This window comes from Mesorhizobium sp. LCM 4577 (assembly GCF_001854795.2).
Classification (GTDB): Bacteria; Pseudomonadota; Alphaproteobacteria; order Rhizobiales; family Rhizobiaceae; genus Mesorhizobium; species Mesorhizobium plurifarium.
The window spans coordinates 1-21410 of sequence record NZ_MDDU01000009.1 but is presented as its reverse complement, the minus strand read 5'-3'; the positions used below and the strand labels follow the sequence as shown (position 1 = coordinate 21410).

The window sequence follows — 21410 nt, the reverse complement described above, 5'->3', positions numbered from 1 at the left end:
TCTTTGTTTTGATGCATGTCGTTCCCCCAAAACCGCTGCGCACTTTTGGGCGACATGCATTAGAGCAATTCCAGGAAAAGTGCGTCGCGGTTTTCTGTGCGGAATTGCGCGAAACAAGGAGATAGAGCCGAGAATTATTCGGCAAAGACATGCAGCTCGCCGCCCGCCTCGTCGATCGCGGCGCGCAGCTCCGCTGCCGGCTCGCTGTCGGTGACGACATCGGAAATCTCGCTCAGCGCGCAGATCCGCTCGAGGCCGCTGCGGCCGAACTTGTCGTTGGTGACGACCAGCATGGTCGACAGCGATCGTGCCATCATCGCCCGCTTCACCGCCGCCGCGCCCGAGATCATGTCGCTCGGCCCTTCGGCATTGAGCGCCGAGGCGCCGATGATGGCGATATCGGCATTGTAGCGGCGCACAAATTCGACCGTGTCCTCGCCGAGCACCGCGGCCTCGCGGCTGTCATAGGTGCCGGGGCAAAGGATGACGCGGAAGCCCGGATTGGCGCCGGCCACCGAGGCGACGCCGACGGAGTTGGTGATGATGGTCAGATCCCGCCCAAGCTGCGAGAGGCTGCGCGCCACCTCGTAGGTGGTCGACCCCCCATCGATCATCACGATGGAGCCTTTCTCGATCAGTCCGGCGGCGCCGCGACCGATGCGGGCCCGCTCCTCCACCATGGTGAGGCCGCGCTCGGCGATAACCGGTTCCGACGTCACCAGCGAAATGGTGGCGCCGCCATAGGTGCGGTTGATGAGCCCTGCTTCGCCGAGTTCGATCAGGTCGCGGCGGATGGTCTCGCCGGCGACGCCGATGCGGCGCGCCAGCTTCGAGATGCGGATCGAGGCCGAGCGCCGCACCTCTGACAGGATCAGCTCGTGGCGTTCTTTCTTGGTCAGTCGGCCCGGCTCGATGTTCATCGGTATTCCTTCCCGGGATTTCGTTCCCGGCGTGGGGACACTAGCCACGCCGGGAATAGGAAGCCAGCGTCAGTGTCTGAGCCTATCGCGCATCGCATACCACAGCATGCCGAGCACATAGAGCGGACCGCGCAGCGCCGTGCCGCCCGGGAACGGCAGCGGCGTCAGCGTCGAGAACAGGTCGAGCCGCGAGGCGTCGCCCGTGATCGCTTCCGCCAGGAGCTTGCCCGACAGCGTCGACAGGATGACGCCCTTGCCGGAATAGCCATGCGCAAAATAGACCTCGCCATAATGCCCGACATGCGGCAGGCGCGACGTCGTCACCGACACAAGCCCGCCCCAGGCGTGGTCGATGCGGCAGCCCTTGAGCTGCGGGAAGGTCTTTTCCATGTGCGGCCGCACGAAGCCGGCAATATCGGCCGGCGGCGACGGCGTGTAGCGCTCGCCGCCGCCGAACAGCAGGCGGCCGTCCGCCGACATGCGGTAGTAATTGACGACGAACAGCGTGTCCGAGACGGCGACATTGGCCGGAACGACATTGCGCTCGCCCAAAGGCTCGGTGGCGACGATATAGTTGCCGACCGGCATGATGCGGCTGTTGACACGCGGTTCCAGCCCCTTGAGCAACGCATCGCCCGCCAGCACCACATGCCGGGCGCGGACAGAGCCCTTGTCGGTGAACACCCGGATCGACGGCTCACGCTCCAGCCGGACGGCGACCGAGTTCTCGTGGATGACGACGCCCGTTGCAGAAGCGGCGCGGGCGAGCCCCAGCGTGTAGTTCAGCGGATGCATATGGCCGCCGAGCCTCTCGTAGACCGCGCCCTGATAAGGCGTATCCACCATCTGCCGCGCCTGCGAAGCCGACAGGATCTCGACATCGGTGAACTTCATCACCTTGGCGAGGCATTCGGCCTCTTCCTCGAAGTCGCGCACATCCGAAGCGCTGACGGCGCCGACCAGATGGCCGGTCTGGCGCAAGTCGCATTCGATGCCGTGGCGCCCGATGATGTCGAGCACCAGTCCGCGCGCCTCGAAGGCGAGGTCGAACAGCGCCTTCGCCCGTTCCGGCCCGAAAGACTTGACCAGACCCCTGGCGCCCTTGCGCAGGCCGGGGATCATCTGGCCACCATTGCGGCCCGAGGCGCCCCAGCCGATCTTGCCGCCTTCGAGCAGCACCACCTTAAGGCCACGCTCGGCCGCATGCAGCGCCGCCGAAAGGCCGGTGCAGCCGCCCCCAACCACCACCAGGTCGGCCTCTACATCGCCGGCTAACGCCAGATGATCGGGCGCCGGATTGGCGGTGGCGACATAATAGGATTTGCCGATATCGAGACCGGAATTGAAACCCGTCGAACGCGAAGCCATGGTCACACCTTGAGCAGCAGGTGGTCGCGTTCCCAGGACGTCACGACGCTCTGGAACAGGTCGAGCTCGACGCTCTTCACACGCAGGTAAGTCTGGAAGAGGTCCTCGCCGAGCAGCGCTCGCACGGGCTCGCAGGCGGCGAAACGGTCGAGCGCTTCCTCCATCGTCTTTGGCAGCGTGCTCTTGCTTTTATAGGCATTGCCGAAGGCCTCTTCCGAGCGCGGAAGCTTCTCCTCGATGCCGAGATAGCCGGCAATCAGCGAGCCGGCCATAGCGAGATAGGGATTGGCGTCCGCCCCAGGCAGCCGGTTCTCGATGCGGCGCGCGGCGCGTCCGCCCAGCGGCACGCGCAGTCCGCAGGAGCGGTTGTCGTGCGACCATTCGATGTTGGCCGGCGCGCTATGGCCGGGCCGGATGCGCCGGTACGAATTCGCATGCGGCGCAAACAGCGGCATGATTTCGGGGATATATTTCTGCAGGCCGCCGATGAAATGCGAGAACATCTCGCTGTCTTCGCCGTCCTCGCCGGCAAACAGAGGCTCGCCCTTCCGGTCCACGATCGACATGTGCAGATGCATGGCGCTGCCGGCCTGCGCGGCGATCGGCTTAGCCATGAAGGTGGCGTGCATGCCGTTCGCCTGCGCGATCTGCCGCGCCAGGCGCTTGAACAGAAGCACCTGGTCGGCGAGCGTCAGCGGATCGCCATGAAGCAGATTGATCTCGAGCTGCGCCGTGCCGGATTCATGGATCAGCGTCTCCACCGGCAGGCCGGTGATGGCGGCATGCTCATAGAGCCGCCGCGTCACGGCTTCGAACTCTTCCATCGCCTGCATGTCGTAAGGATGCTGCACGCTTTCCGGCCGGCCGTTGCGTCCCACCGGCGCCGTGATCGGACGATCCGGATCGGGATTTGGCGCCGTCAAGTAGAATTCGAGCTCCGGCGCCATCACCGCGCRCCAGCCGCGCTGCTCATAAAGGTCGAGCACGGCTTTCAGCACATGGCGCGGCGAAGCCATCCAGGGTCGGTCGTCCATGTGGAACGTGTCGGCGAAAACATAGGCTCGGCCCGCGCTGCCGGGCGCAAGGCATAGGCTCGAAACGTCCGGCACCATGCGCATGTCCGGATCCTGGTAGGCGAAGCCTTCGTCGATGGAGCCGGAATAGCGGCCATCTATGGCGACCAAGAAGGCACTGCTCGGCAGATAGAGCGCGCGGTCGTCGAGCGCCTTGAGGAACTTGGCCACCGGCAAGGTCTTGCCGCGCAGCACACCGTTGACGTCCGGCACGAAGCATTCGACTTCGTTGATCGCGTGCGTCTTCAGCCAGCTTTGCGTGTCCGCGCCGGGGATTGAAATGTTCAGATTGTCAGGCATTGGTCATGTCCGTACGAAGGAGAGATCGCTTCGGCGGGCATGTCCGTTCCGGGTAGGGCGTTATCTAAGCTGCGTTATCCGAGGACGGACGCCCGCCTGATGACCGGCCGAAAGGCCGGGTGCAGAACGCCTCGCACCCCTTCGGTCCAGCCGTCACGAACCACATGCGAACCGACCTTGGTCTCCTCCGCGCGCTGCAGGTTCTCGTGGCGGCAGCAGCGCATGATCAGTGGTACCCGGCGCGCGCAAAAGAAATACCGCCGGCAAAAACCGGATGCCTTTCGCGGTATTGCTGTTTTGCAGCTTTCATGACGGGTCTCATCGAAGTGGAACCCATGATTTGAACCATCATCGCCGCCGGCGCAAGTCCGCTTTGCTGGAGCAGATCAACCGATGCTCTCGCCGCCGTCGATCACCAGGGCCTGTCCGGTCATGAAAGACGAACGGTCGGAGACGAGGAACAGGATCGCCTCCGCGATCTCCTGCGCGCTCGCCCAGCGCCCCATCGGGATCTTGGTGCGGACATAATTCTCGATTGCGTTGCGCCCGCCCATCTGGGCGATGAACGGCGCGTTGAAAGGCGTGTCGACCCAGCCCGGGCAGAGCGCGTTGATGCGCACATTGTGCTTGGCGTAGTCGAGCGACATCTGCCGGGTCATCGCCACCACCGCATGTTTGGAGGTGGCGTAGGCGATCATCTCGCGGTCGTAGAACACCCCGGAATTGGACGCCGTGTTGAGGATGACGCCGCCGCCCTGAGCGATCATTGCCGGCATGACCGTCTTGGCCGCCAGGAACTGCGCCCGCACATTGATCCGCCACGAGGCGTCCATCCCGTCCGTGCCGACTTCCGTCAGCGTACCGCCGACCTGGATGCCGGCATGGCTGTGCAGGATGTCGATACGGCCATGCTTACTGAGCGTTCCCTCTATGAGGCCCTCGACGGCCGTATCGTCGCCGACATCGGTGGCGACGGCCTCGGCGCGGCCGCCGGCTTCGCGGATGTCGGAAGCGGTGGCTTCGCCGGCCGCCGGATCGCGGTCGGCGATGACCACGAGCGCTCCTTCCCGCGCCATGATCATCGCGCCGGCGCGCCCGATGCCCGATCCAGCGCCCGTGACGATGGCGATGCGGTCTTTCAAGATCATGGATTGGTCTTTCAAGGCGATGGCTTCCGTCGGCCGAGCTGCCATTGGGCGAGGAGCACGAGCAGGACCGACGCGCAGAGCACGATCGTCGCGATGGCATTGATCTCCGGCGTCACGCCGCGCCGGATCGAGGCGAAGACGTAGATCGGCAAGGTCGTCTGCGCGCCGGCGACGAAGAAGGCGATGATGAAATCGTCGAAGGAGAAGGTGAAGGCGAGCAGGAAGCCGGCGATCACCGCCGGCATGATCTGCGGCAGCACGATCGAGCGGAACGTCGTCAGCGGCGTGGCGTAAAGGTCGCTCGAGGCCTCGACCAGGTTGCGGTCGAGGCTCGCAAGCCGCGTGCCGACGATCATCGTCACCAGCGCCATGGAGAACAGGCCGTGCGCGGCGATGATCGAGCCGTAGCCCAGCGAAAGCCGCGGCGGCTGGTCGGTCGGCCACAGCGAGGCGAGGAACGGATTGACGACGGCGAAGAGTTGCACCAGCGCCACCAGTGTCGAGATGCCGATGACGACGCCGGGAACGACGATCGCGGCGCCCAGCAGCGCGTCGAAGAGCGCCCGCGTCCGCGCGCTGACGCGCTGCAGTCCGAGCGCTGCGGCCGTGCCGCAGAAGGCCGCGAGCAGCGCGCTGGTCGTGGCGATGAACAGGCTGTTCTTCAGCGCCTCGACCAGGAAGGGATTGGACAGCGCCTTGCCGTACCATTGTACGGAGAAGCCGGTGAACTCGCTGGCATGGTGGCCGGCATTGAAGGAGAACAGCACGACCAGCGCGATCGGCAGATAGAGGAACGCAAAAACGGCAACGACGAAGGCGCGCATCAGATCAGGTCCACCCGGCGTGCGCCCGAAAGCCGGGTCGAGATGCGGTTGGCGACGATCAGCACCACGACCGAGACCAGCACCAGCGTGATGGCGATGGCCGATCCGAATGGCCAATTGCGTGATTGCAGGAAGAGATCGACCAGTGCGTTGCCGATGAAGAACACCTTGCCGCCGCCGAGCAGCGTCGGGATCAGATATTCGCCGAGCAGCAGGATCATCACCAGCGAGAAGCCGGTCATCACGCCGGGCAGCGACAGCCTCAGCGTCACGCCGAGGAAGGTCGACAGCGGCGTGGCACCCAGGTCGGCGGAGGCCTCCAGCAGCCGGCGGTCGAGCCGCTCGAGGCTGACATAGATCGGCAGGATCATCAGCGGCAGATAGCCGTAGACGATGCCGAGCAGCACCGCGCCCGGCGTGTTGATCAGCCTCAGATCCTCGATGCCGACATAGGCGAGCAGGGCGGGGATGCCGCGCCCGCCGAGGATGTACATCCAGGCATAGGTGCGCATCAGAAGGCTGGTCCAGAACGGGATGACGATCAGCGCGAGCAGGATCAGCCGCCAGCGATCAGGCGCCCGCAGCGCCAGATAGTAGGCGACCGGATAGGCGACGAGCAGGCAGGCCAAAGCGCCGACAGGCGCCAGCACCATCGTGTTCCAGAAGGCGGTCGCCCGCGCCGGCAAATTGGCGTATTGCGCAAAGGTGAGCGCCGTCTGATAGCCGCCCTCCGGCGCCCGCTCGCCGACGCTGAAGATGGCGATGGCGACGAAGGGCAGCACCAGGAAGACGACCAGCCACAGCGCCGCCGGGGCGAGCAGCAGCGCCGTCACGAGGTTTTTGCGAAAGAGACTGCGGCGCATCGGGAAAGCCGGTTGGGAGCCGGCGGGCATTTGCCCGCCGGTCGCATTGTCTGGATCGGGTTTGTGACCGGTCTCGCTCAAGCCGACTTGAAGCGCGCCATCAGCTCGGCGCGGCCCGGATCGGTCAGCGTCGCGGCGGCGCCGAACTCCAGCGGCTTCAGCAGGTCGGCCGCCGGATAGAGGATCGGGTTGTCCAGCACTTCCTTGGGCAGCAGCGCGTTGACCCGCGCATCGGTCGAGGGCGCGCCATTGGCCAGATGCTCCTTCACCGCGACCTTCGGGTTCATCAGGTAGTTGAGCAGCGCATAGCCGGCCGGCTTGTTCGGCGCGTCCTTCGGGATGGCGTAGAAGTCGGTCCAGATCTCGCCGCCTTCCTTGCCGAGCACATAGGCGATCTCGGGGATGTCGCGATGAAGCTGCGCGCCGTCATTGGTCCAGCACATCGTCATCCAGGCATCGCCGGCGCGCATTCCCGGCTGGTAGTCGCTCGACACCGCGAACAGATGCGGCTTGACCTTGAGCAGCAGCTCCTCGGCCTTGGCGAGCTCGTCCTGCTTCAGCGAGTTGAACGAGTAGCCGTAATATTTCAGCGCATTGCCGATCGTGGTCAGCTGATAGTCATGCACCATGGTTCGGCCGTCGCCCTCGGCCATCGCGGTATCCCAGAATTCCTTCCAGCTTGACATCGGCTTGCTGAGCTTCTTGGTGTTGACGGCGAAGCCAGTCGTGCCCCAGTTCTTCGGCACGGCATAGATCGTGCCGTCGATCGTGCCTTCAGCGGTGAAGCGCGCATCTTCCGACTTGCCGTCGAAATTGCCGAGCTTGGCCATGTCCAGCGCCTCGATGATGCCGAGCTTCTTGTAGGTCGAAATCGTGTAGTTGGTTGGCACGAACAGGCTCCAGCCCGATCCGCCGGCCTGCAGCTTGGCCAGCATCTCCTCGTTCGATCCGAAGACATTGACCTCGACGGCGACGCCTGTGTCGGCCTTGAAGTTCTCGAAGGTCTGCGGGTCGTGGTAGTTCGGCCAGGTGGCGATCGACATGCGGTCGCCGAGATTTTCGGCGGCGAAGGCCGGCGTCGGCATGATGCCGAGCTCGCGCGCCATCACCGCGGTCGCGACGCCGAGGCCGGTGAGGCCAAGGAAGTCGCGCCGGCTGATCGAGCCGCGCTTCAGGCGCATCAACTGGTCGACGAATTTATCCGGGGTTATCGGCAGTCCGTCACGATAGGATTTCGGCATTTTGGTCTTCCCTCTGGTTGGTCCCGTTATTGTTGGCATGCGGAAACGCCAGCGGCGCTCCGGCGGCAAAGCCGATGGCGACGGGTTCGCCCGGCTTGAAGAGATTGCCCTGGCCGATCACGTGGTCGGCCTTGGCAAGCAATGATCCGATGCCCTGGACCTCGATCGCGTATTCCGCCGTCGAGCCCAGGAAGATGCGGTTGCGGACGATGCCTTTCAGGCTGCCGCCTCCAGGCGCCGACAGGCTGAGCGATTCCGGCCGCAGGCTGACCGATACCGCCTCGCCCCGGGAGAGCGGCACCCGCTTGCGCGCCGCAATCACCGTGCCGTCGGCAAGCGCGACATCGACGAGGTCGCCCGAAAGACCCGCCACCTTGCCGCTCAAGAGATTGGTTTTGCCGACAAAATCGGCGACGAACAGATCGGCCGGCTCGTCATAGATCTCGCTCGGCTGCCCGAGCTGGACGACGCGGCCGCCATTCATGACGCAGACGAAGTCGCTCATCGACAGCGCCTCCTCCTGGTCGTGAGTGACCAGCACGAAGGTGATGCCGATCTCGCGCTGCAGGTTCTGCAGCTCGATCTGCATGTCCGTGCGCAGTTTCTTGTCGAGCGCGGCCAGCGGCTCGTCGAGCAAAAGCACCGCCGGCTTGTTGACCAGCGCGCGGGCGAGCGCGACGCGCTGCTGCTGGCCGCCGGAGAGCTCGTGGATCTTGCGCCGCCCGTAGCCGGCGAGCTGCACCATGGAAAGCGCCTCGCCTGCCCTCTGGCTGATCTCGCGCGACGACAGCCTGGGCCGCGCCTGGCGCAGCCCGTAGGAGATGTTCTCTTCGACATCGAGATGCGGGAACAGCGCATATTGCTGGAACACCATATTGACCGGGCGCCGGTAGGGCGGCGTTCCGGCCATGTCGCGGCCGCGGATCAGCACCTGACCCTCGCTCGGCTGCTCGAAGCCACCGATCATGCGCAGGCACGTCGTCTTGCCGCAACCGGAAGGGCCGAGCAGCGCGACGAAGGCGGAAGGCGGGATGGCAAGGTCGATGCCGCTCACCGCGGTGACCGCGCCATAGCGCTTGGTGACCGCGCGAAATTCGATATCGGGCACTGCAGTCAAGCCACGGGCTCCAGCGACAGCGTGAGGCAATGTCATGACGCTAGCAGAGCCAATGGCACCTAGTATATACCTCGCAGGTGGTATATTCAGCCGATTTTATCGTTTAGAGGGGTATGGATTGGTCGCCTCCCGCAGTGACGACTACAATGCCTTGGCTGCGGTGATAGCCGCCGCGCGCGAGACGGGCGGCGACAATTTCGGCAAGGCGATCGTTGGCTGGCTGCGCGGCCATGTCCGCTTCGACCATTGCGTGATCTTCGGCTATCGCGGTGCCGCGCGGCCGCCGCTCCTGTTCGAGACCTTCTCGCCGGCGGAGAGCCACATCTTCGTCGCGCTCTATCAGGACGGGCCCTATCTGCTAGACCCGTTCCATCACGCCGCGGTCGAGCGCAAGGAAGGTTTCTGGCGCATGCGCGAGTTGGCCCCGGACCGCTTCTATGCCAGCGAGTACTACCGCTCCTATTACAGCCAGACCCGGCTTGCCGAGGAGGTCGGCTTCTTCGTGCCGCTGGCCGGCAAGGATGCGCTGGTGCTGTCGCTGATGCGGCTGCGCGCCACCGGACCATTCGGAACGGCGGATGCCAGGCTGCTGCGCGACATGGCGCCGGCGGTGATCGGCTTCTGCAGGCGCCGCTGGCCCGCTTTGCCCGCCGAAGAGGTTGCGGTCCAGCCCTCCGGCGAAACGGCGGCGATGACCAACGAGCTYGACCGCGCCCATATCTGGAAAAGCCTGTCTCTGACCTTACGCGAAAAGCAGGTCGTCGACCTGGTGCTCCAGGGCCACTCCACGGAATCGATCGCCAGGGCGCTGCGCATCGTGCCGGGGACGGTGAAGGTCCACCGCCGCAACATCTACCGCAAGCTGAAGATAAAGTCGCAGGCGGGCCTCTTCGCGCGCTTCGTCGAAATCATCGACGCGCGGATCGGATAGCAACCTCGGCCGCCTTGCGGCAGCTCGCGATGAACGTCTATCGTGCGGCCGAAACGGCCGGCCAGGTATCCCGGCCTCGGATCGAGTGACGAAACAGATTTCAGGACGGATCAGGCAGCGCAGAGCCAATGGCCGACAAAACACGATTCGGACTGACCGCCCTCGATACAGTGCCCCTGCATGAAAAAGTCTATCTGGAGCTCGTGCGGGCGCTGATGTCGGGCCAGCTCCAGCCTGGCCAGAAGCTGACCTCGCGCAAGCTCGCCAAGGAGCTCGGCACCAGCGACATGCCGGTGCGCAGCGCCTTCATGCGGCTGCAGGCGCTGCGGGCGCTGAGCCCGATGCCGAACGGCAGCGTCGAGGTGCCGCTGCTTTCGGCCGACCGCTTCCAGCAGCTGACCGCCGTGCGCACGGTCCTGGAAGGCACGGCCGCCGAGCTCGCGACAAAGCGCATCAACGGCAACAACCTGCGCGCGATCCGCCGTCTCTGCGCCGAGCTCACCCAGGCCGCCCGCAGCGGCGACATCGACGCCTATCTGCGCAAGAACCACGACTTCAAGTTCGGGGTCTACCGCCATTGCGGCAACGAGCAGATGATCTTCCTGATCGAGACGGTGTGGATGCAGGTCGGACCTTTCCTGCGCAATCTGCGCATCGGCTTCGAGGACGACCTCGCCGGCATTCTCGGCATCGACTATCACGAGGAAGTCGTGGCGGCGATCGCGGCCGGCGACGGCGAAAGGGCGCGGGCCGCGATCGTGCGCGATATCGCCGAAGGCGCGACGCACATCCTGGAGCAGATCAAGTTCCCGAAACAGCGGCATTAAAGCCTTCGAGATTGGCCGCAGCCTCCGTGAGTCATCCACGGGCGGAGCGAAGCGACGCGGCGCAGACCATAGGATGACGACGGAACGGGCGTTGCGGCCAATTCCCAACTCCCGGCTTGGCTTTCCTCCACTCGCCAGCTATGTTGCGATCGCAGATCGCACAAAACGGACCCAAAATGCCTCCCGATATCCCGGCTAGTGAATTGAAAAAATGAAGGAAACCMGCTCGGCATCAGCCGCGCTGACCTTCACGAACTCACAAGCTGAAAATTGGATATCGTAGCCGGCAGGGCTACAGCACCCAGAAAAGGGGCTGGAAATTGAGCGATGCGATTGCGGACGTTTTGAAGTGGCTGGACAGCAGGAAGGACATCCAGAGCCTCAGGGCTGCGGTGTGCGACCTGAACGGCATCATGCGCGGCAAGCGCATTCCGGTCGAGCAGGCGCGCAAGGCGCTCGAAGGCAAGCTGCGTATGCCCTACTCCGCCATCGGGCTCGACATCTGGGGCGAGGACATCGAAGGCAACGCCCAGGTGTTCTCGACCGGCGACGCCGACGGGCTTTGCCACTGGACGGGCCGCGGCATCCTGCCCGTCAACTGGACGGCGCATCCGACGGCGCTGTTGCCGGTCTGGTTGGCGGATGACAGCGGCGCTCCCTACCTTGGCGATCCGCGTCGCGCGCTTGCCCGCATCCTCGACCGCTACGCCGCGCTCGGCCTGACGCCYGTCACCGCGACCGAACTCGAATTCTACCTTGTCGACCCGACCTCGCAGCGGCCTGTCGGGCCGGTTTCACCGGTGACCGGCAGGCGTCTCGATTCCGACGCGGCGCTCTCGATCGACGAGGTCGACGATTTCGAAGCCTTCATCCACGATATCTACGAAGCCTGCCGCATGCAGGATATTCCTGTCGACACCGCCATTGCCGAGAACGGCGTCGGCCAGTTCGAGATCAATCTCAACCATGTGCCCGACGCCTTGCGCGCCGCGGACGATGCCGTGCTCTTCAAGCGCACCGTCAAGGGCATCGCGCGCAAGCATGGCTTCGCCGCCTGCTTCATGGCCAAGCCCTATGGCGAGCGCGCCGGCAATGGTTTTCACGTCCATTTCAGCGTCCTCGACAGGCAAGGCCGCAATATCTTCGACGACGGCTCGGATCAGGGCTCCGACACCATGCGCCATGCGGTCGGCGGCCTGCTTGCCGCGATGGCGCAAAGCACGCTGGTGTTCGCGCCGCATTTCAATTCCTACCGCCGGCTGCGGCCCAGATCCTATGCGCCGACCGCCGTCGCCTGGGGTTACGAAAACCGCATGGTGGCGATCCGCATTCCGGGCGGTCCGTCGGCCGCGCGGCGCATCGAGCATCGCGTCTCCGGCGCCGACGCCAATCCCTATCTGGTGCTGGCGGCGATCCTCGGCGCGGCGTTGATCGGCATCGAGCGCCAGCTCTCGCCTGGCGAGCCGACCGGCGGCGAGGGTCAGGGGCTGGCACTCGCCAAGCTGCCGCCCGACTGGGCCTCCGCGATCGCCGCCTTCGAAACCGGCCCGCGCGTCGCCGAGATCTTCCCGGACGTGCTGCGCGACGCCTTCGTCGCCTGCAAGCGCCAGGAGCTGAACACGTTCGCCCTCAACGTCAGCGACTTCGAGATCGAGACCTATCTGGAGAGCGTTTAGATGCCAGATCGGCGCATGCAGCTCGGCCAGGCGGCTGTCGTAATCAACCGGCCTCGAAATTGAGCATCTCCGCAGCCACTGCGCGCTCTTCGTCCGCTGCAATGACGAGCACGTCGACAGGGGAATCCCCGGTGCTGGCCAATTCTTGGTTGTTCGCGTTCAGCTCCTTGTCGAGCGCAACGCCCAGCCATCCCACGGCTTCGCAGATCCGCTGTCGGATCACAGGCGCATGCTCGCCAATGCCCGCGGTGAACACGAGCGTGTCGAGCCCGCCTATCGCCGCGGCAAGCGATCCGATCTCACGCCCGACACGATAGACGAAGAGATCGACAGCGCGCGTGGCCGCCGCATCTTTCGACGCAAGCAGCGTCTGCATATTCCCGGAGATGCCGGATACCCCGAGCAGACCGGATCGTTCGTAGAGCAAATCGGCAAGTTCGTTCGGCGACAGCTTCCGCTCTTGCAGGAGGTGCAGGAGGACGCCGGGATCAATCGCCCCGCAACGCGTGCTCATGACCAGGCCGTCAAGCGTCGAGAAACCCATGGTGGTGGCCTGGCTTGCGCCCGCTTTCATCGCGCAAAGGCTCGCCCCGCTGCCAAGGTGCGCAACGATCGTTTTGCCACCGGCGGCGGCGCCGTAACGGTTGCGGAGCTCGTTGGCGATATGGCTGTACGAGAGCCCGTGGAAACCGTAGGAGACGATGYCTTGCTCCGACATCTCATGCGGCAGGCCGTAGAGTCTTGCGAGCTCGGGCTGCGCCGCGTGAAAGGCTGTATCGAAACAGCCGACCTGGATGGCATCGGGCAGAAGGCGGCTGGCAAGGTCGACCAGTTTCAGGTTGATCGCCTGATGAATCGGAGCGAGAGGCGCGAGCCCGCGCAAGGCGTCGAGCGTGCGCTGATCAAGCAGCGTTGCGCGGGCAAATTCCCGGCCGCCGTGCACGATCCGGTGCCCGACCCTGCGCACCCGCCGCAACAGGCCACGGTCCGCCAGATGGGATGCAACGGCTTCGAACGCCTTGTCGATGGAAATCGGTTGCTCGCCGAGGCTCCTGTCGAACGGCGGCGTCGTTGCCGTGGGCGCGACGTGAAGCCGGGGCCGCTCGCCGATCGACGAGACGCTGCCGCGCACCAAAAGATGAAGCTCGTCGCGCCCTTGAAAGGCGGCGAACTTCAGACTCGACGAGCCGCCATTGAGGACAAGAATTATATCCGTCATGGTCGACCGGCCCCGGCCGCTTCTGGAGATCGGCAGCTCTCAGCCTGGCGCTTCGGCATCGGCTATTGCTCCCATTTCCAGCCGAGGATCTCGGGCATGTCCTGCCCATGCTCGCGGATATAGGCGTGGTGATCGATCAGCTTGCCTTCCATGGCTTGTTTCAGCTGGATGTGAGCACCGGCCGGCTCAGGGATGCGGTCGAGCACGCCAAGCACCAGATGATAACGGTCGAGCCCGTTGAGCACGGTCATATCGAAGGGCGTCGTCGTCGTCCCTTCCTCATTGTAGCCGCGCACATGGATGTTGTCGTGGTTGGTCCGCCGATAGGTCAGGCGATGGATGGTCCAAGGGTAGCCGTGATAGGCGAAGATGACGGGCCTGTCCCTAGTGAACAAAGCGTCGAACTCGCGATCCGAAAGCCCGTGCGGATGATGTTCTTTCGGCTGCAGGGTCATCAGGTCGACGACGTTCACCAGGCGAATCTTGAGCTCGGGAATGTGGCGTTTCAGGATCTGGACGGCGGCCAGCGTCTCGAGCGTCGGCACGTCGCCGGCGCAGGCCATCACGACGTCCGGCTCGTCGCCCCGGTCGGTCGACGCCCAATCCCATATGCCGATGCCGGCATCGCAGTGGACTTTCGCCTCGTCGATCGACAGCCACTGCCAGGAATTGGCTTTGCCGGCGACGATGATGTTGATGCGGTTCCATGTCTTGAGCACATGATCCGTCACGCAAAGCAGGCTGTTGGCGTCCGCCGGCAGGTAGACGCGCACCACGTCGGCCTTCTTGTTCAACGCCACGTCGATGAAACCGGGATCCTGATGGCTGAAGCCATTGTGCTCCTGCTGCCAGACGTGGCTGGACAACAGATAGTTCAGGGAGGCGATCGGCCGCCGCCATGCAAGCTTGCGGCAGGCATCCAGCCATTTCGCATGCTGGTTGAACATGGAATCGACGATGTGCGTGAAGGCCTCGTAGCAGGAGAAGAAGCCATGGCGCCCGGTGAGCAGGTAACCCTCCAGCCAACCCTGACAGGTATGCTCGGACAGGATTTCCAGAACCCTGCCCTCCCGCGCTAGGTGAACGTCCTCCGGTAGGATCTCTTCCATCCAGGCGCGTTCCGTCACCTCGAAGACATCCTGCAAGCGGTTCGAAGCCGTCTCGTCTGGCCCGACGATGCGGAAGTTCCTGCTGGCCTGGTTCAACGTCAAAACGTCGCGCAGGAAACCGCCCATCACGCGGGTGGACTCCGCCTTGACGCCACCGGGCCGCTCGATCGAGACGGCGTGCTCATGAAGGGCGGGCAGTTCCAGGGACCGGCGCAGCAGGCCGCCATTGGCATGCGGGTTGGCGCTCATGCGCCTGTCACCTTCTGGCGCGGTGGCGCGGATCGTGGCCATGGGCGCGCCACTGGTATCGAAAAGCTCCTCGGGCCGGTAGCTTCTCATCCATTCCTCGAGCATCCTTAGATGCGCGGGATTCTCGGCGAGGCCGGAGAGGGGTACCTGATGGGCGCGCCAGAAGCCCTCGGTCTTCAGCCCGTCGACCTCCTTAGGGCCGGTCCAACCCTTCGGGCTCCGCAGYACGATCATCGGCCATTTCGGCCGAGACCGCGCCGTCTTCAGACCCCTGCGGGCCGCATCCTGGATCGCCTTGATGCGGTCGAGCGCATCGTCGAGCACGATCGCCATCCGCTCATGCATCAGGGCGGGATCGTCGCCCTCGACGAACAGCGGCTCGTAGCCACAGCCGACGAACAGCGCGCGCAGCTCTTCCTCGGGGATGCGGGCAAGAATGGTGGGATTGGCGATCTTGTAGCCGTTGAGGTGGAGGATCGGCAGCACCGCGCCGTCAAGCGCAGGATTGAGGAACTTGTTGGAGTGCCAGGAGGTGGCGAGCGGCCCGGTTTCCGCCTCGCCGTCGCCGACGACGCAGGCGACGACAAGGTCCGGGTTGTCGAAGGCCGCGCCATAGGCGTGCGAAAGCGCGTAGCCGAGCTCGCCGCCTTCATGGATCGAGCCGGGCACATCGGGCGCCGCATGACTTGGGATGCCGCCTGGAAACGAGAACTGCCGGAAGAGCTTCTTCATTCCGGCCTCGTTCAACGCGACATCCGGATTGATCTCGCTGTAGGTGCCCTCGAGGTAGGTATTCGCCACCATGGCGGGTCCGCCATGACCGGGACCGCAGATATAGATGACATTGGCGTCGCGCTGTTTGATAGCGCGGTTGAGATGGGCATAGATGAAGCTGAGACCCGGCGAGGTTCCCCAATGGCCGAGCAGCCGCGGCTTGACGTGCTCCAGCCGAAGCGGCTCGCGAAGCAGCGGATTATCGAGCAGGTAAATCTGCCCGATGGTCAGATAGTTGGCGGCACGCCAGTAGGCATCTATGTCGTGCAAGTCCTGGGCGGACAAGCGATTGGCGCTGGGACGCTCGGTCATTTCTCATTCCTTCGCTGGTTCCAAGCCGACGCCGGCTGAAGCACAACGCATGGATGCTGCCACTGGTTCACGACGGCTCGGTGTCAAGACCGTTCGTCATCGATCTATCCGGCGAAGAACGATCGGGCTTTGATCCATCGCAATGCCGGCCAAGGCGGTACCCGCCTTGAACCCAAACCCGGTCGAGCCTGCAGACCGTCGCGCAAGGCAAGTCGATGTCGTCTTCGTTTCAGGGCAACGAAGGCGCTGCAAAGCCTGGGCAGGATGCCGGCATGACGCGAAGCGTGGTGCTGGATCAAATTCGCAGGCGGTTGCCGTTGAAATGGGCGGACGTGTTCATCCGCTATGTGCTTGAAGGCAAATGGCTACAAACAAAAACGCTCCCGGAGTTGGGCTCTCGGGAGTATTTTGATTGGTTTTGAGGACAGAGATTTGGTTTTTGTCCTGCGGCGTCGGCTTCGCCTCCTTGCGGGGGCCTGATGCAGGTTAAAATCGCCGGCGCTTGCAGCAAGATACAAAAGAGCCCGCGCGGTGGGGGCTCTTTTTGTGTTGGTTGCGGGGACCCGATACCCCTTTTGTCATAACATCGTCAGTGTTTTGAGTTTGGTCGAGATTGGCGAGTTCGAGGATGCCGAACAACTCGCCGCGCAGGTCCGCATGGACCTCGCCGCGCTTGTCGCCTGGCGTGAGGACGATCTCTCCGATCAACGAGCGCAGTGCCTCGGCGGCCTGACGTCCGTCCTCGTGTTCGGCGAGCGCTTGCGTCAGTTGCTCGACCCGCTTGCGGTAGAGAGTGGCGATGTTGGGATGCAGATCAGGTACGTCAGTGAGCACCACTGCCAGACGCGCTGTGATCTCCGCCTTCTGCCTCTCCAGGTCTTCCATTCTTGCTTTCATCGAAGGTTGATACAGACCATCCTCGATCGCGGCCATGATGCCGGCGATGGCGCGCTCGATCTTGTCGAGCGCCTTGCGGTCCTGTTCGCCTTGCGCGCGACGCTCCTGATTCAGGCGATTGGTCTCCTGGGCATAGGCTCTGATTGCCTCAGCCACGGCATCGGCCGAGACCAGCCTTTCCTTCAGGCCTGCGAGGACGCGCTGTTCGATCTTCTCGCGGGTGATGGTACGGCCGTTGTCGCAGATGCCGCGGCGCTGGTGATTGAGGCAGGCATAGCGATCGCGCGTGAACAGGCCGTAGCGCCCGCCGCAGCAGCCGCAGGTGAGCAAGCCGGAGAGCAGCGAGACCGGCCGCTTCATGGTGTGCAGTACCCTGGCCCGGGCCTTGCGCGTGGCGATTGCCGCCGCCTCAAACTGGCTGGCGATGGATTTCTGCCTCTCCTTCACGGCTTGCCACAGTTCGTCCTCGACGATCCTGAGATGCGGCACTTCGGTGCGGATCCATTTGATTGACGGATTGGCCCGGGAAACGCGCTTGCCGGTGGCGGGATCCTTGACGAAGTGCAGGCGGTTCCAGACCAGCACGCCGGTATAGAGCTCGTTGTTGATGACGCCGGTGCCCCGGATGACATGCCCGCGCACGCTGGTATCGCCCCAGTGTCGGCCGAGCGGACCAGGAACGCCCTCCTTGTTGAGGTCGACGGCGATTGCCTTCGGGCTCTTGCCAGCGGCGAACTCGCGGAAGATGCGGCGCACGATGGTCGCTTCCTCCGGCACGATCGCACGGTCGCCGCGAGACGGCTCACCCTCGGCATCGAGTTTCTTCACCACCCGGTAGCCGTAGCACAGCCCGCCACCGGCCTTGCCTTTCTCCACCCTGCCTCGCAGGCCGCGATGGGTTTTGAGGGCAAGGTCCTTGAGGAAGAGAGCATTCATCGTGCCCTTGAGGCCGACATGCAGTTCGCTGATCTCGCCCTCGGCCAAGGTGACGATTGTCACGCCGGCGAATTTGAGATGCTTGAAGAGGGTGGCGACATCTGCCTGGTCGCGACTGATGCGATCGAGCGCCTCGGCCAGCACCACCTCGAAGCGGCCGCGTTGGGCATCGCGTACCAGATGCTGGATGCCGGGGCGCAGCACGGTGCTGGCGCCGGAGATCGCCGCATCCTCATAGGTTCCAGCCACGCTCCAGCCCTCACGCACCGCCTGCTCGCGGCACAGCCTCAACTGGTCCTCGATCGAGGCATCCCGCTGGCTATCGGAAGAATAGCGGGCATAGAGTGCGACACGAGTCATGGCGGCTGGTCCTCTCTCTTGTTTCGAAGGGATTCGCCATCCGACCCCCTGCCCTCTCCCTTTCGGCGGGCCGGCCGATTGTCGTTGGCCGCCTGCCCCGCCTCGAAGGCCTCCCGCGCAAGCTGCCGGCCGACCAGTCGGGCGATATCCAGCACCACCCGATCCAGCTTGGCCGCCACGACGTGTTCAGGGCAACCCTCGGGCCCCACGAGGTCGCCGTTGTCGTTCGCCGGAACGAACGCCTGTGGCCCGGCCCTGGTTTCCTCTGCCATCGTGGTCGCTCCCAATGGTGGATCGACCCGCCATCAGATGTCTCTCGACGGCGAAGGGAAGCACGAAGTTCATGTCGTAGGGCCATGGCGTGCAATGACTTGCGCTGTGCGGTTTCAGCTCGCCAGCTAAGTACCAAGAGAGGCAATGGCACGCACGGTGGGCCGGGAGCATCGTGCCGTCCAATGGGGTCCACTTGCAGACATCTGCAACCGGAGGGATTCCCAATCTCATCTCCGCACTGGGCCGCCAGAGCACACCCACGCGATCGCCGTCACGGCGAAATCCCCGATACATCAGCGCTTCGTTCGCACTCCTGATGCCTTCCTTGCGCGCATGAAGCGACGATGGTTGTGGGATCAATGTGATGGTAGCGGGCAAGGTCATCGAGCACCGACCGGATATGACGCCATGGGAATTCGTCTGAATCCTCCCAATGTTCACCGTAGCGCAGGATAACTAAGAGCTTAGCCACCACACCCTCAACGGAGCATGCCGGAGTCAGCGGCAGGTCATCCAAAAGCGCCTGTTCCGCCGCTTCCGATCGCTGTATCAGTCCGTCAGTTTTCGAAAACCCGATCTCGGCATCTGCAGCGTCCCAGCGCGCCTGATGTGCGGCTAGCTCCGAAAACGCTCTGCCCCATGCGATTTCGTTTTCGGGAGAATAGAGTTGATCGAGACTTTCGACAGAATGGACCGTCTTTTCCCCGCCACCGGGAAGCTGCACCTTAGCACAAGGAAAGCCGATCGCTTTGACGAGGTATGTCTCCAACTGCTGCTGCTGCCGGCATAGCGCCAAGGTCGAGCGATGAACCTCGTGCCAGCTATCACACAACCGAAGAGCTGGATCGGCCTGACGTCCCTTGATCGAAATATCCTCTCGCGCCCGAGCGCCAAATGGCCACAGTCCAGCCACCGCAACAATCTGCCTCATCAGCCGCCGCCGGGTGACGGAAGGCAAAGTCATGCTATTGTCGGAATCAGCCATGATCCGAGCTCCCTGAAGCTTGGCTGTGGTTAGGCCGGGTTCCGTGCAAGCGTTTGTCGCCTGGCCACATTCGCGCAACAGCCGTTAGCTGCGAGGACTTACGTCGTTGCAAGCGGCTGAAGCGGCTAGACTACCGCTACCATTTAACAAATCAGAGATCGTTTTGCAATCAAATGATATGAAAGATATCACCGGCGCCCAAATGCGAGCCGCTCGCGCGTTAGTCCGTTGGAGCGCAAAGGACCTCGCCAAAGCCGCAAGCGTGGGCGTGGCGACTGTGAGGCGTGCCGAGTCCGAGGACGGCATTCCGCCAACGACCTTAGCTAATCGAAACGCGATCCGCGGTGCCCTGGAGGCGGCGGGCATTGAATTTATTTCTGAAAATGGCGGCGGCCCTGGCGTGAGGCTCGCTCGTCGTTTTTGATTGTGGGGTTGCTAACGTCCCACAGGCTCTCTTATAGCCGGGCAGACTGCCGATAGGCTCGACGAGTTTGTCGGCGCAAAGACCGTCCGAACTCCCGTCGACTGCATTCTTCATGGCCGACCCGGCCGACACGCTCGCCGTCCCCGCTGAATGCGCGAACACCGGCCAGAATCGGACCATTCTTTTTGGTCGCATATCCAAGGGCAAAGACGTCGTCCACGGCCGGGAGCAATGCGCCCAAATTCGCCTACCCGGTTTATGCGCAGCTGGCACCGTTATGCCGCCGACAGCATCGAAGCTGGCACCCGATATCTAAAGAAAACTCTTGCATTCTTGCGGTAGCGTGTTGGACAGGGAAGGATGGCGGACGGGTGGCTACCCTTCCCGCCGAATGACGTCAGCATAAAAGCTCTGGAGGCAGAATTGCGTCTACGATCAAGGACGATGGTGCAAGGCATTGCCGGCGGCAATACGATGATGTCAAAGCGAGTTCTCGATCTGGCAGTCGCTTCTTCGATGCTAGTGATAACGGCGCCGGTGCTAGTTGTCGCGATGCTGGCGATCCGGGCGACGTCTGCCGGCCCCTCTATCTTCTCGCAAATGCGCGTCGGCCGGGATAGCACTCTTTTTGCCTGCCACAAACTGCGCACGATGTATCGGGAAACGCCGTCATTGCCCACCCACGAGGCGTCTGCCAGTTCGGTCACCGCGATCGGCAAGGCGCTGCGGGCGACCAAGATCGACGAATTGCCGCAGCTCTGGAATGTGCTCAAGGGCGAGATGAGCCTTGTCGGACCGCGTCCATGCCTGCCGACGCAGATCGAACTGATCGAACGCCGCAGAGAACTGGGAGTGCTCGCTTTCCTTCCGGGAATCACCGGGCTCGCGCAGATCAAGGGGATCGACATGTCGGATCCAGAACTCTGCGCCGAGACTGATGCAGCCTACGTCAAAGAGGCGGTCTCCATCGGTTTGGACCTCAAAATATTGCTGCGTACATTCCACCTGCATAAACCATGGGGCCTGTGGCAGGGGAATTTGGCGAGGCCGCTGCGCAAGACGTGAACCTGCCAGCGCCGGACGCAGGCGGCGGCGTGGACGACTGACACAGTGTCTCACACGCCATCCATCGCCGTCCCGATCCAGCTTCCCGCCCCACTAGCAGTTCTGCAGATACCATTGGGCTTCGTCCCAGGCACTGATCTGCTTACACGTCCGCCGCGGCTCGCACGAATAGCCGCTCTGCGCGACCAGCATGCGGCTCATGACGCCGAGCGGTCGGCTCTTCGGCGCCGCGCCATCACCAGGCGCCAGTGCCACGGCGCATCGGATTTGCCAACCCATAGGCCGAGCTTGGCCGCTTTCGCTCTCGCCTACTGGGACGCATAGGCGCCATTGGTGTAGCCGGCCAATCGGGCGCTTGGCCATCGTCGACTATCGAGGCGGCCAAGCTGGCAAAGTCGGCGCGCCGGCAGCCGATAATCGGGTATAGCGATCCCAGCTGACGAACGTGCACTTCACTGGCCTCAAGGCGGCCAGGAAGCTGTCCTGCGCTTCCTTCGATCGCCGGCCGCACGGATATTC

At 63.7% G+C, this 21410-nt stretch carries 20 protein-coding genes; 6 read left to right on the top strand and 14 right to left on the bottom strand.

Annotated features, from left to right (window positions below; translation table 11 throughout):
- Window positions 1-134 precede the first annotated feature (134 nt).
- The 8 genes from LCM4577_RS13175 to LCM4577_RS13140 all read right to left on the bottom strand — a co-directional run bounded on the left by LCM4577_RS13175 (window position 135) and on the right by LCM4577_RS13140 (window position 8890).
- Complete coding sequence (locus tag LCM4577_RS13175; protein ID WP_244508311.1) at window positions 135-920, bottom strand: DeoR/GlpR family DNA-binding transcription regulator; 786 nt, start codon at window positions 918-920, stop codon at window positions 135-137.
- A gap of 69 nt (window positions 921-989) precedes the next feature.
- Window positions 990-2288, bottom strand: coding sequence for an FAD-binding oxidoreductase (locus LCM4577_RS13170; protein WP_071071586.1), 1299 nt, complete (start codon window positions 2286-2288; stop codon window positions 990-992).
- A 2-nt stretch (window positions 2289-2290) separates the two neighbouring features.
- Window positions 2291-3661: a glutamine synthetase family protein gene (locus LCM4577_RS13165; protein ID WP_071071585.1), complete on the bottom strand. Its 1371-nt coding sequence runs from the start codon at window positions 3659-3661 to the stop codon at window positions 2291-2293.
- 386 nt (window positions 3662-4047) lie between these two features.
- Complete coding sequence (locus tag LCM4577_RS13160) at window positions 4048-4809, bottom strand: SDR family NAD(P)-dependent oxidoreductase (protein ID WP_071029519.1); 762 nt, start codon at window positions 4807-4809, stop codon at window positions 4048-4050.
- An 11-nt stretch (window positions 4810-4820) separates the two neighbouring features.
- On the bottom strand, window positions 4821-5633 hold the full coding sequence (locus tag LCM4577_RS13155) for an ABC transporter permease (RefSeq protein ID WP_071071583.1): 813 nt from the start codon (window positions 5631-5633) through the stop codon (window positions 4821-4823).
- Window positions 5633-6496, bottom strand: coding sequence for an ABC transporter permease (locus LCM4577_RS13150; protein WP_071071581.1), 864 nt, complete (start codon window positions 6494-6496; stop codon window positions 5633-5635). Before LCM4577_RS13150 ends, LCM4577_RS13155 begins: the two co-directional genes overlap by 1 nt.
- Window positions 6497-6573: 77 nt before the next feature.
- Window positions 6574-7737, bottom strand: coding sequence for a PotD/PotF family extracellular solute-binding protein (locus tag LCM4577_RS13145; RefSeq protein WP_040987448.1), 1164 nt, complete (start codon window positions 7735-7737; stop codon window positions 6574-6576).
- Window positions 7718-8890 (bottom strand): ABC transporter ATP-binding protein, encoded by a 1173-nt coding sequence (locus LCM4577_RS13140; RefSeq protein ID WP_244508310.1) that lies wholly within the window; start codon window positions 8888-8890, stop codon window positions 7718-7720. The genes LCM4577_RS13145 and LCM4577_RS13140 overlap by 20 nt, the downstream gene beginning before the upstream one ends.
- Before the next feature lie 82 nt (window positions 8891-8972).
- On the opposite strand from LCM4577_RS13140, the gene LCM4577_RS13135 reads away from it, so the two are divergent.
- From LCM4577_RS13135 to LCM4577_RS13125, 3 genes are all read left to right on the top strand, one after another.
- On the top strand, window positions 8973-9785 hold the full coding sequence (locus LCM4577_RS13135) for a helix-turn-helix transcriptional regulator (RefSeq protein WP_052468900.1): 813 nt from the start codon (window positions 8973-8975) through the stop codon (window positions 9783-9785).
- Window positions 9786-9913: 128 nt separating this feature from the next.
- Window positions 9914-10612, top strand: coding sequence for a GntR family transcriptional regulator (locus LCM4577_RS13130; protein ID WP_071071577.1), 699 nt, complete (start codon window positions 9914-9916; stop codon window positions 10610-10612).
- A gap of 320 nt (window positions 10613-10932) precedes the next feature.
- Window positions 10933-12288, top strand: coding sequence for a glutamine synthetase family protein (locus tag LCM4577_RS13125; RefSeq protein ID WP_041010372.1), 1356 nt, complete (start codon window positions 10933-10935; stop codon window positions 12286-12288).
- 43 nt (window positions 12289-12331) lie between these two features.
- Here the strand turns inward: LCM4577_RS13125 and LCM4577_RS13120 are convergent, their stop codons facing one another.
- Window positions 12332-13507, bottom strand: a complete 1176-nt coding sequence (locus tag LCM4577_RS13120) for an acetate/propionate family kinase (protein ID WP_071071575.1) — start codon at window positions 13505-13507, stop codon at window positions 12332-12334.
- A gap of 62 nt (window positions 13508-13569) precedes the next feature.
- Entirely contained in the window at window positions 13570-15951 is a 2382-nt protein-coding gene (locus tag LCM4577_RS13115) for a phosphoketolase (protein WP_071071573.1), read from the bottom strand.
- A 215-nt stretch (window positions 15952-16166) separates the two neighbouring features.
- Here LCM4577_RS13115 and LCM4577_RS13110 point away from each other — a divergent pair, with 215 nt between their 5' ends.
- Entirely contained in the window at window positions 16167-16373 is a 207-nt protein-coding gene (locus tag LCM4577_RS13110) for a hypothetical protein (RefSeq protein WP_071071571.1), read from the top strand.
- 64 nt (window positions 16374-16437) lie between these two features.
- Here LCM4577_RS13110 and LCM4577_RS13105 read toward each other — a convergent pair whose 3' ends face one another.
- The 3 genes from LCM4577_RS13105 to LCM4577_RS13095 form a co-directional block, all read right to left on the bottom strand.
- A complete protein-coding gene (locus LCM4577_RS13105) occupies window positions 16438-18144 on the bottom strand; it encodes a recombinase family protein (protein WP_071071569.1) in 1707 nt (568 codons plus the stop codon).
- A complete protein-coding gene (locus tag LCM4577_RS13100; RefSeq protein ID WP_071071567.1) occupies window positions 18141-18416 on the bottom strand; it encodes a hypothetical protein in 276 nt (91 codons plus the stop codon). Before LCM4577_RS13100 ends, LCM4577_RS13105 begins: the two co-directional genes overlap by 4 nt.
- Window positions 18417-18688: 272 nt before the next feature.
- Window positions 18689-19402, bottom strand: a complete 714-nt coding sequence (locus LCM4577_RS13095) for a hypothetical protein (protein ID WP_071071565.1) — start codon at window positions 19400-19402, stop codon at window positions 18689-18691.
- 178 nt (window positions 19403-19580) lie between these two features.
- Between LCM4577_RS13095 and LCM4577_RS13090 the strand changes: the two genes are divergently transcribed.
- Window positions 19581-19826 carry a transcriptional regulator gene (locus tag LCM4577_RS13090; RefSeq protein ID WP_083354714.1) on the top strand — a complete coding sequence of 82 codons (246 nt, stop codon included), beginning with the start codon at window positions 19581-19583 and terminating at the stop codon, window positions 19824-19826.
- A 444-nt stretch (window positions 19827-20270) separates the two neighbouring features.
- The gene (locus LCM4577_RS13085; protein WP_244508309.1) at window positions 20271-20891 is read left to right on the top strand and encodes a sugar transferase; all 621 of its coding nucleotides are present in this window, start codon (window positions 20271-20273) and stop codon (window positions 20889-20891) included.
- Window positions 20892-20984: 93 nt separating this feature from the next.
- On the opposite strand, the gene LCM4577_RS13080 is transcribed toward LCM4577_RS13085, so the two are convergent.
- Window positions 20985-21146, bottom strand: coding sequence for a hypothetical protein (locus LCM4577_RS13080; protein ID WP_157900464.1), 162 nt, complete (start codon window positions 21144-21146; stop codon window positions 20985-20987).
- Between the last annotated feature and the right edge of the window lie 264 nt (window positions 21147-21410).

Coding starts and splice junctions, on each gene's coding strand:
- LCM4577_RS13090 (WP_083354714.1), top strand. CDS start 19,581: ATGAAAGATATCACCGGCGCCCAAATGCGAGCCGCTCGCGCGTTAGTC.
- LCM4577_RS13155 (WP_071071583.1), bottom strand. CDS start 5,633: ATGCGCGCCTTCGTCGTTGCCGTTTTTGCGTTCCTCTATCTGCCGATC.
- LCM4577_RS13170 (WP_071071586.1), bottom strand. CDS start 2,288: ATGGCTTCGCGTTCGACGGGTTTCAATTCCGGTCTCGATATCGGCAAA.
- LCM4577_RS13150 (WP_071071581.1), bottom strand. CDS start 6,496: ATGCGCCGCAGTCTCTTTCGCAAAAACCTCGTGACGGCGCTGCTGCTC.
- LCM4577_RS13095 (WP_071071565.1), bottom strand. CDS start 19,402: ATGGCTGATTCCGACAATAGCATGACTTTGCCTTCCGTCACCCGGCGG.
- LCM4577_RS13145 (WP_040987448.1), bottom strand. CDS start 7,737: ATGCCGAAATCCTATCGTGACGGACTGCCGATAACCCCGGATAAATTC.
- LCM4577_RS13085 (WP_244508309.1), top strand. CDS start 20,271: ATGGTGCAAGGCATTGCCGGCGGCAATACGATGATGTCAAAGCGAGTT.
- LCM4577_RS13110 (WP_071071571.1), top strand. CDS start 16,167: ATGTCGTCTTCGTTTCAGGGCAACGAAGGCGCTGCAAAGCCTGGGCAG.
- LCM4577_RS13160 (WP_071029519.1), bottom strand. CDS start 4,809: ATGATCTTGAAAGACCGCATCGCCATCGTCACGGGCGCTGGATCGGGC.
- LCM4577_RS13140 (WP_244508310.1), bottom strand. CDS start 8,890: ATGACATTGCCTCACGCTGTCGCTGGAGCCCGTGGCTTGACTGCAGTG.
- LCM4577_RS13100 (WP_071071567.1), bottom strand. CDS start 18,416: ATGGCAGAGGAAACCAGGGCCGGGCCACAGGCGTTCGTTCCGGCGAAC.
- LCM4577_RS13130 (WP_071071577.1), top strand. CDS start 9,914: ATGGCCGACAAAACACGATTCGGACTGACCGCCCTCGATACAGTGCCC.
- LCM4577_RS13175 (WP_244508311.1), bottom strand. CDS start 920: ATGAACATCGAGCCGGGCCGACTGACCAAGAAAGAACGCCACGAGCTG.
- LCM4577_RS13105 (WP_071071569.1), bottom strand. CDS start 18,144: ATGACTCGTGTCGCACTCTATGCCCGCTATTCTTCCGATAGCCAGCGG.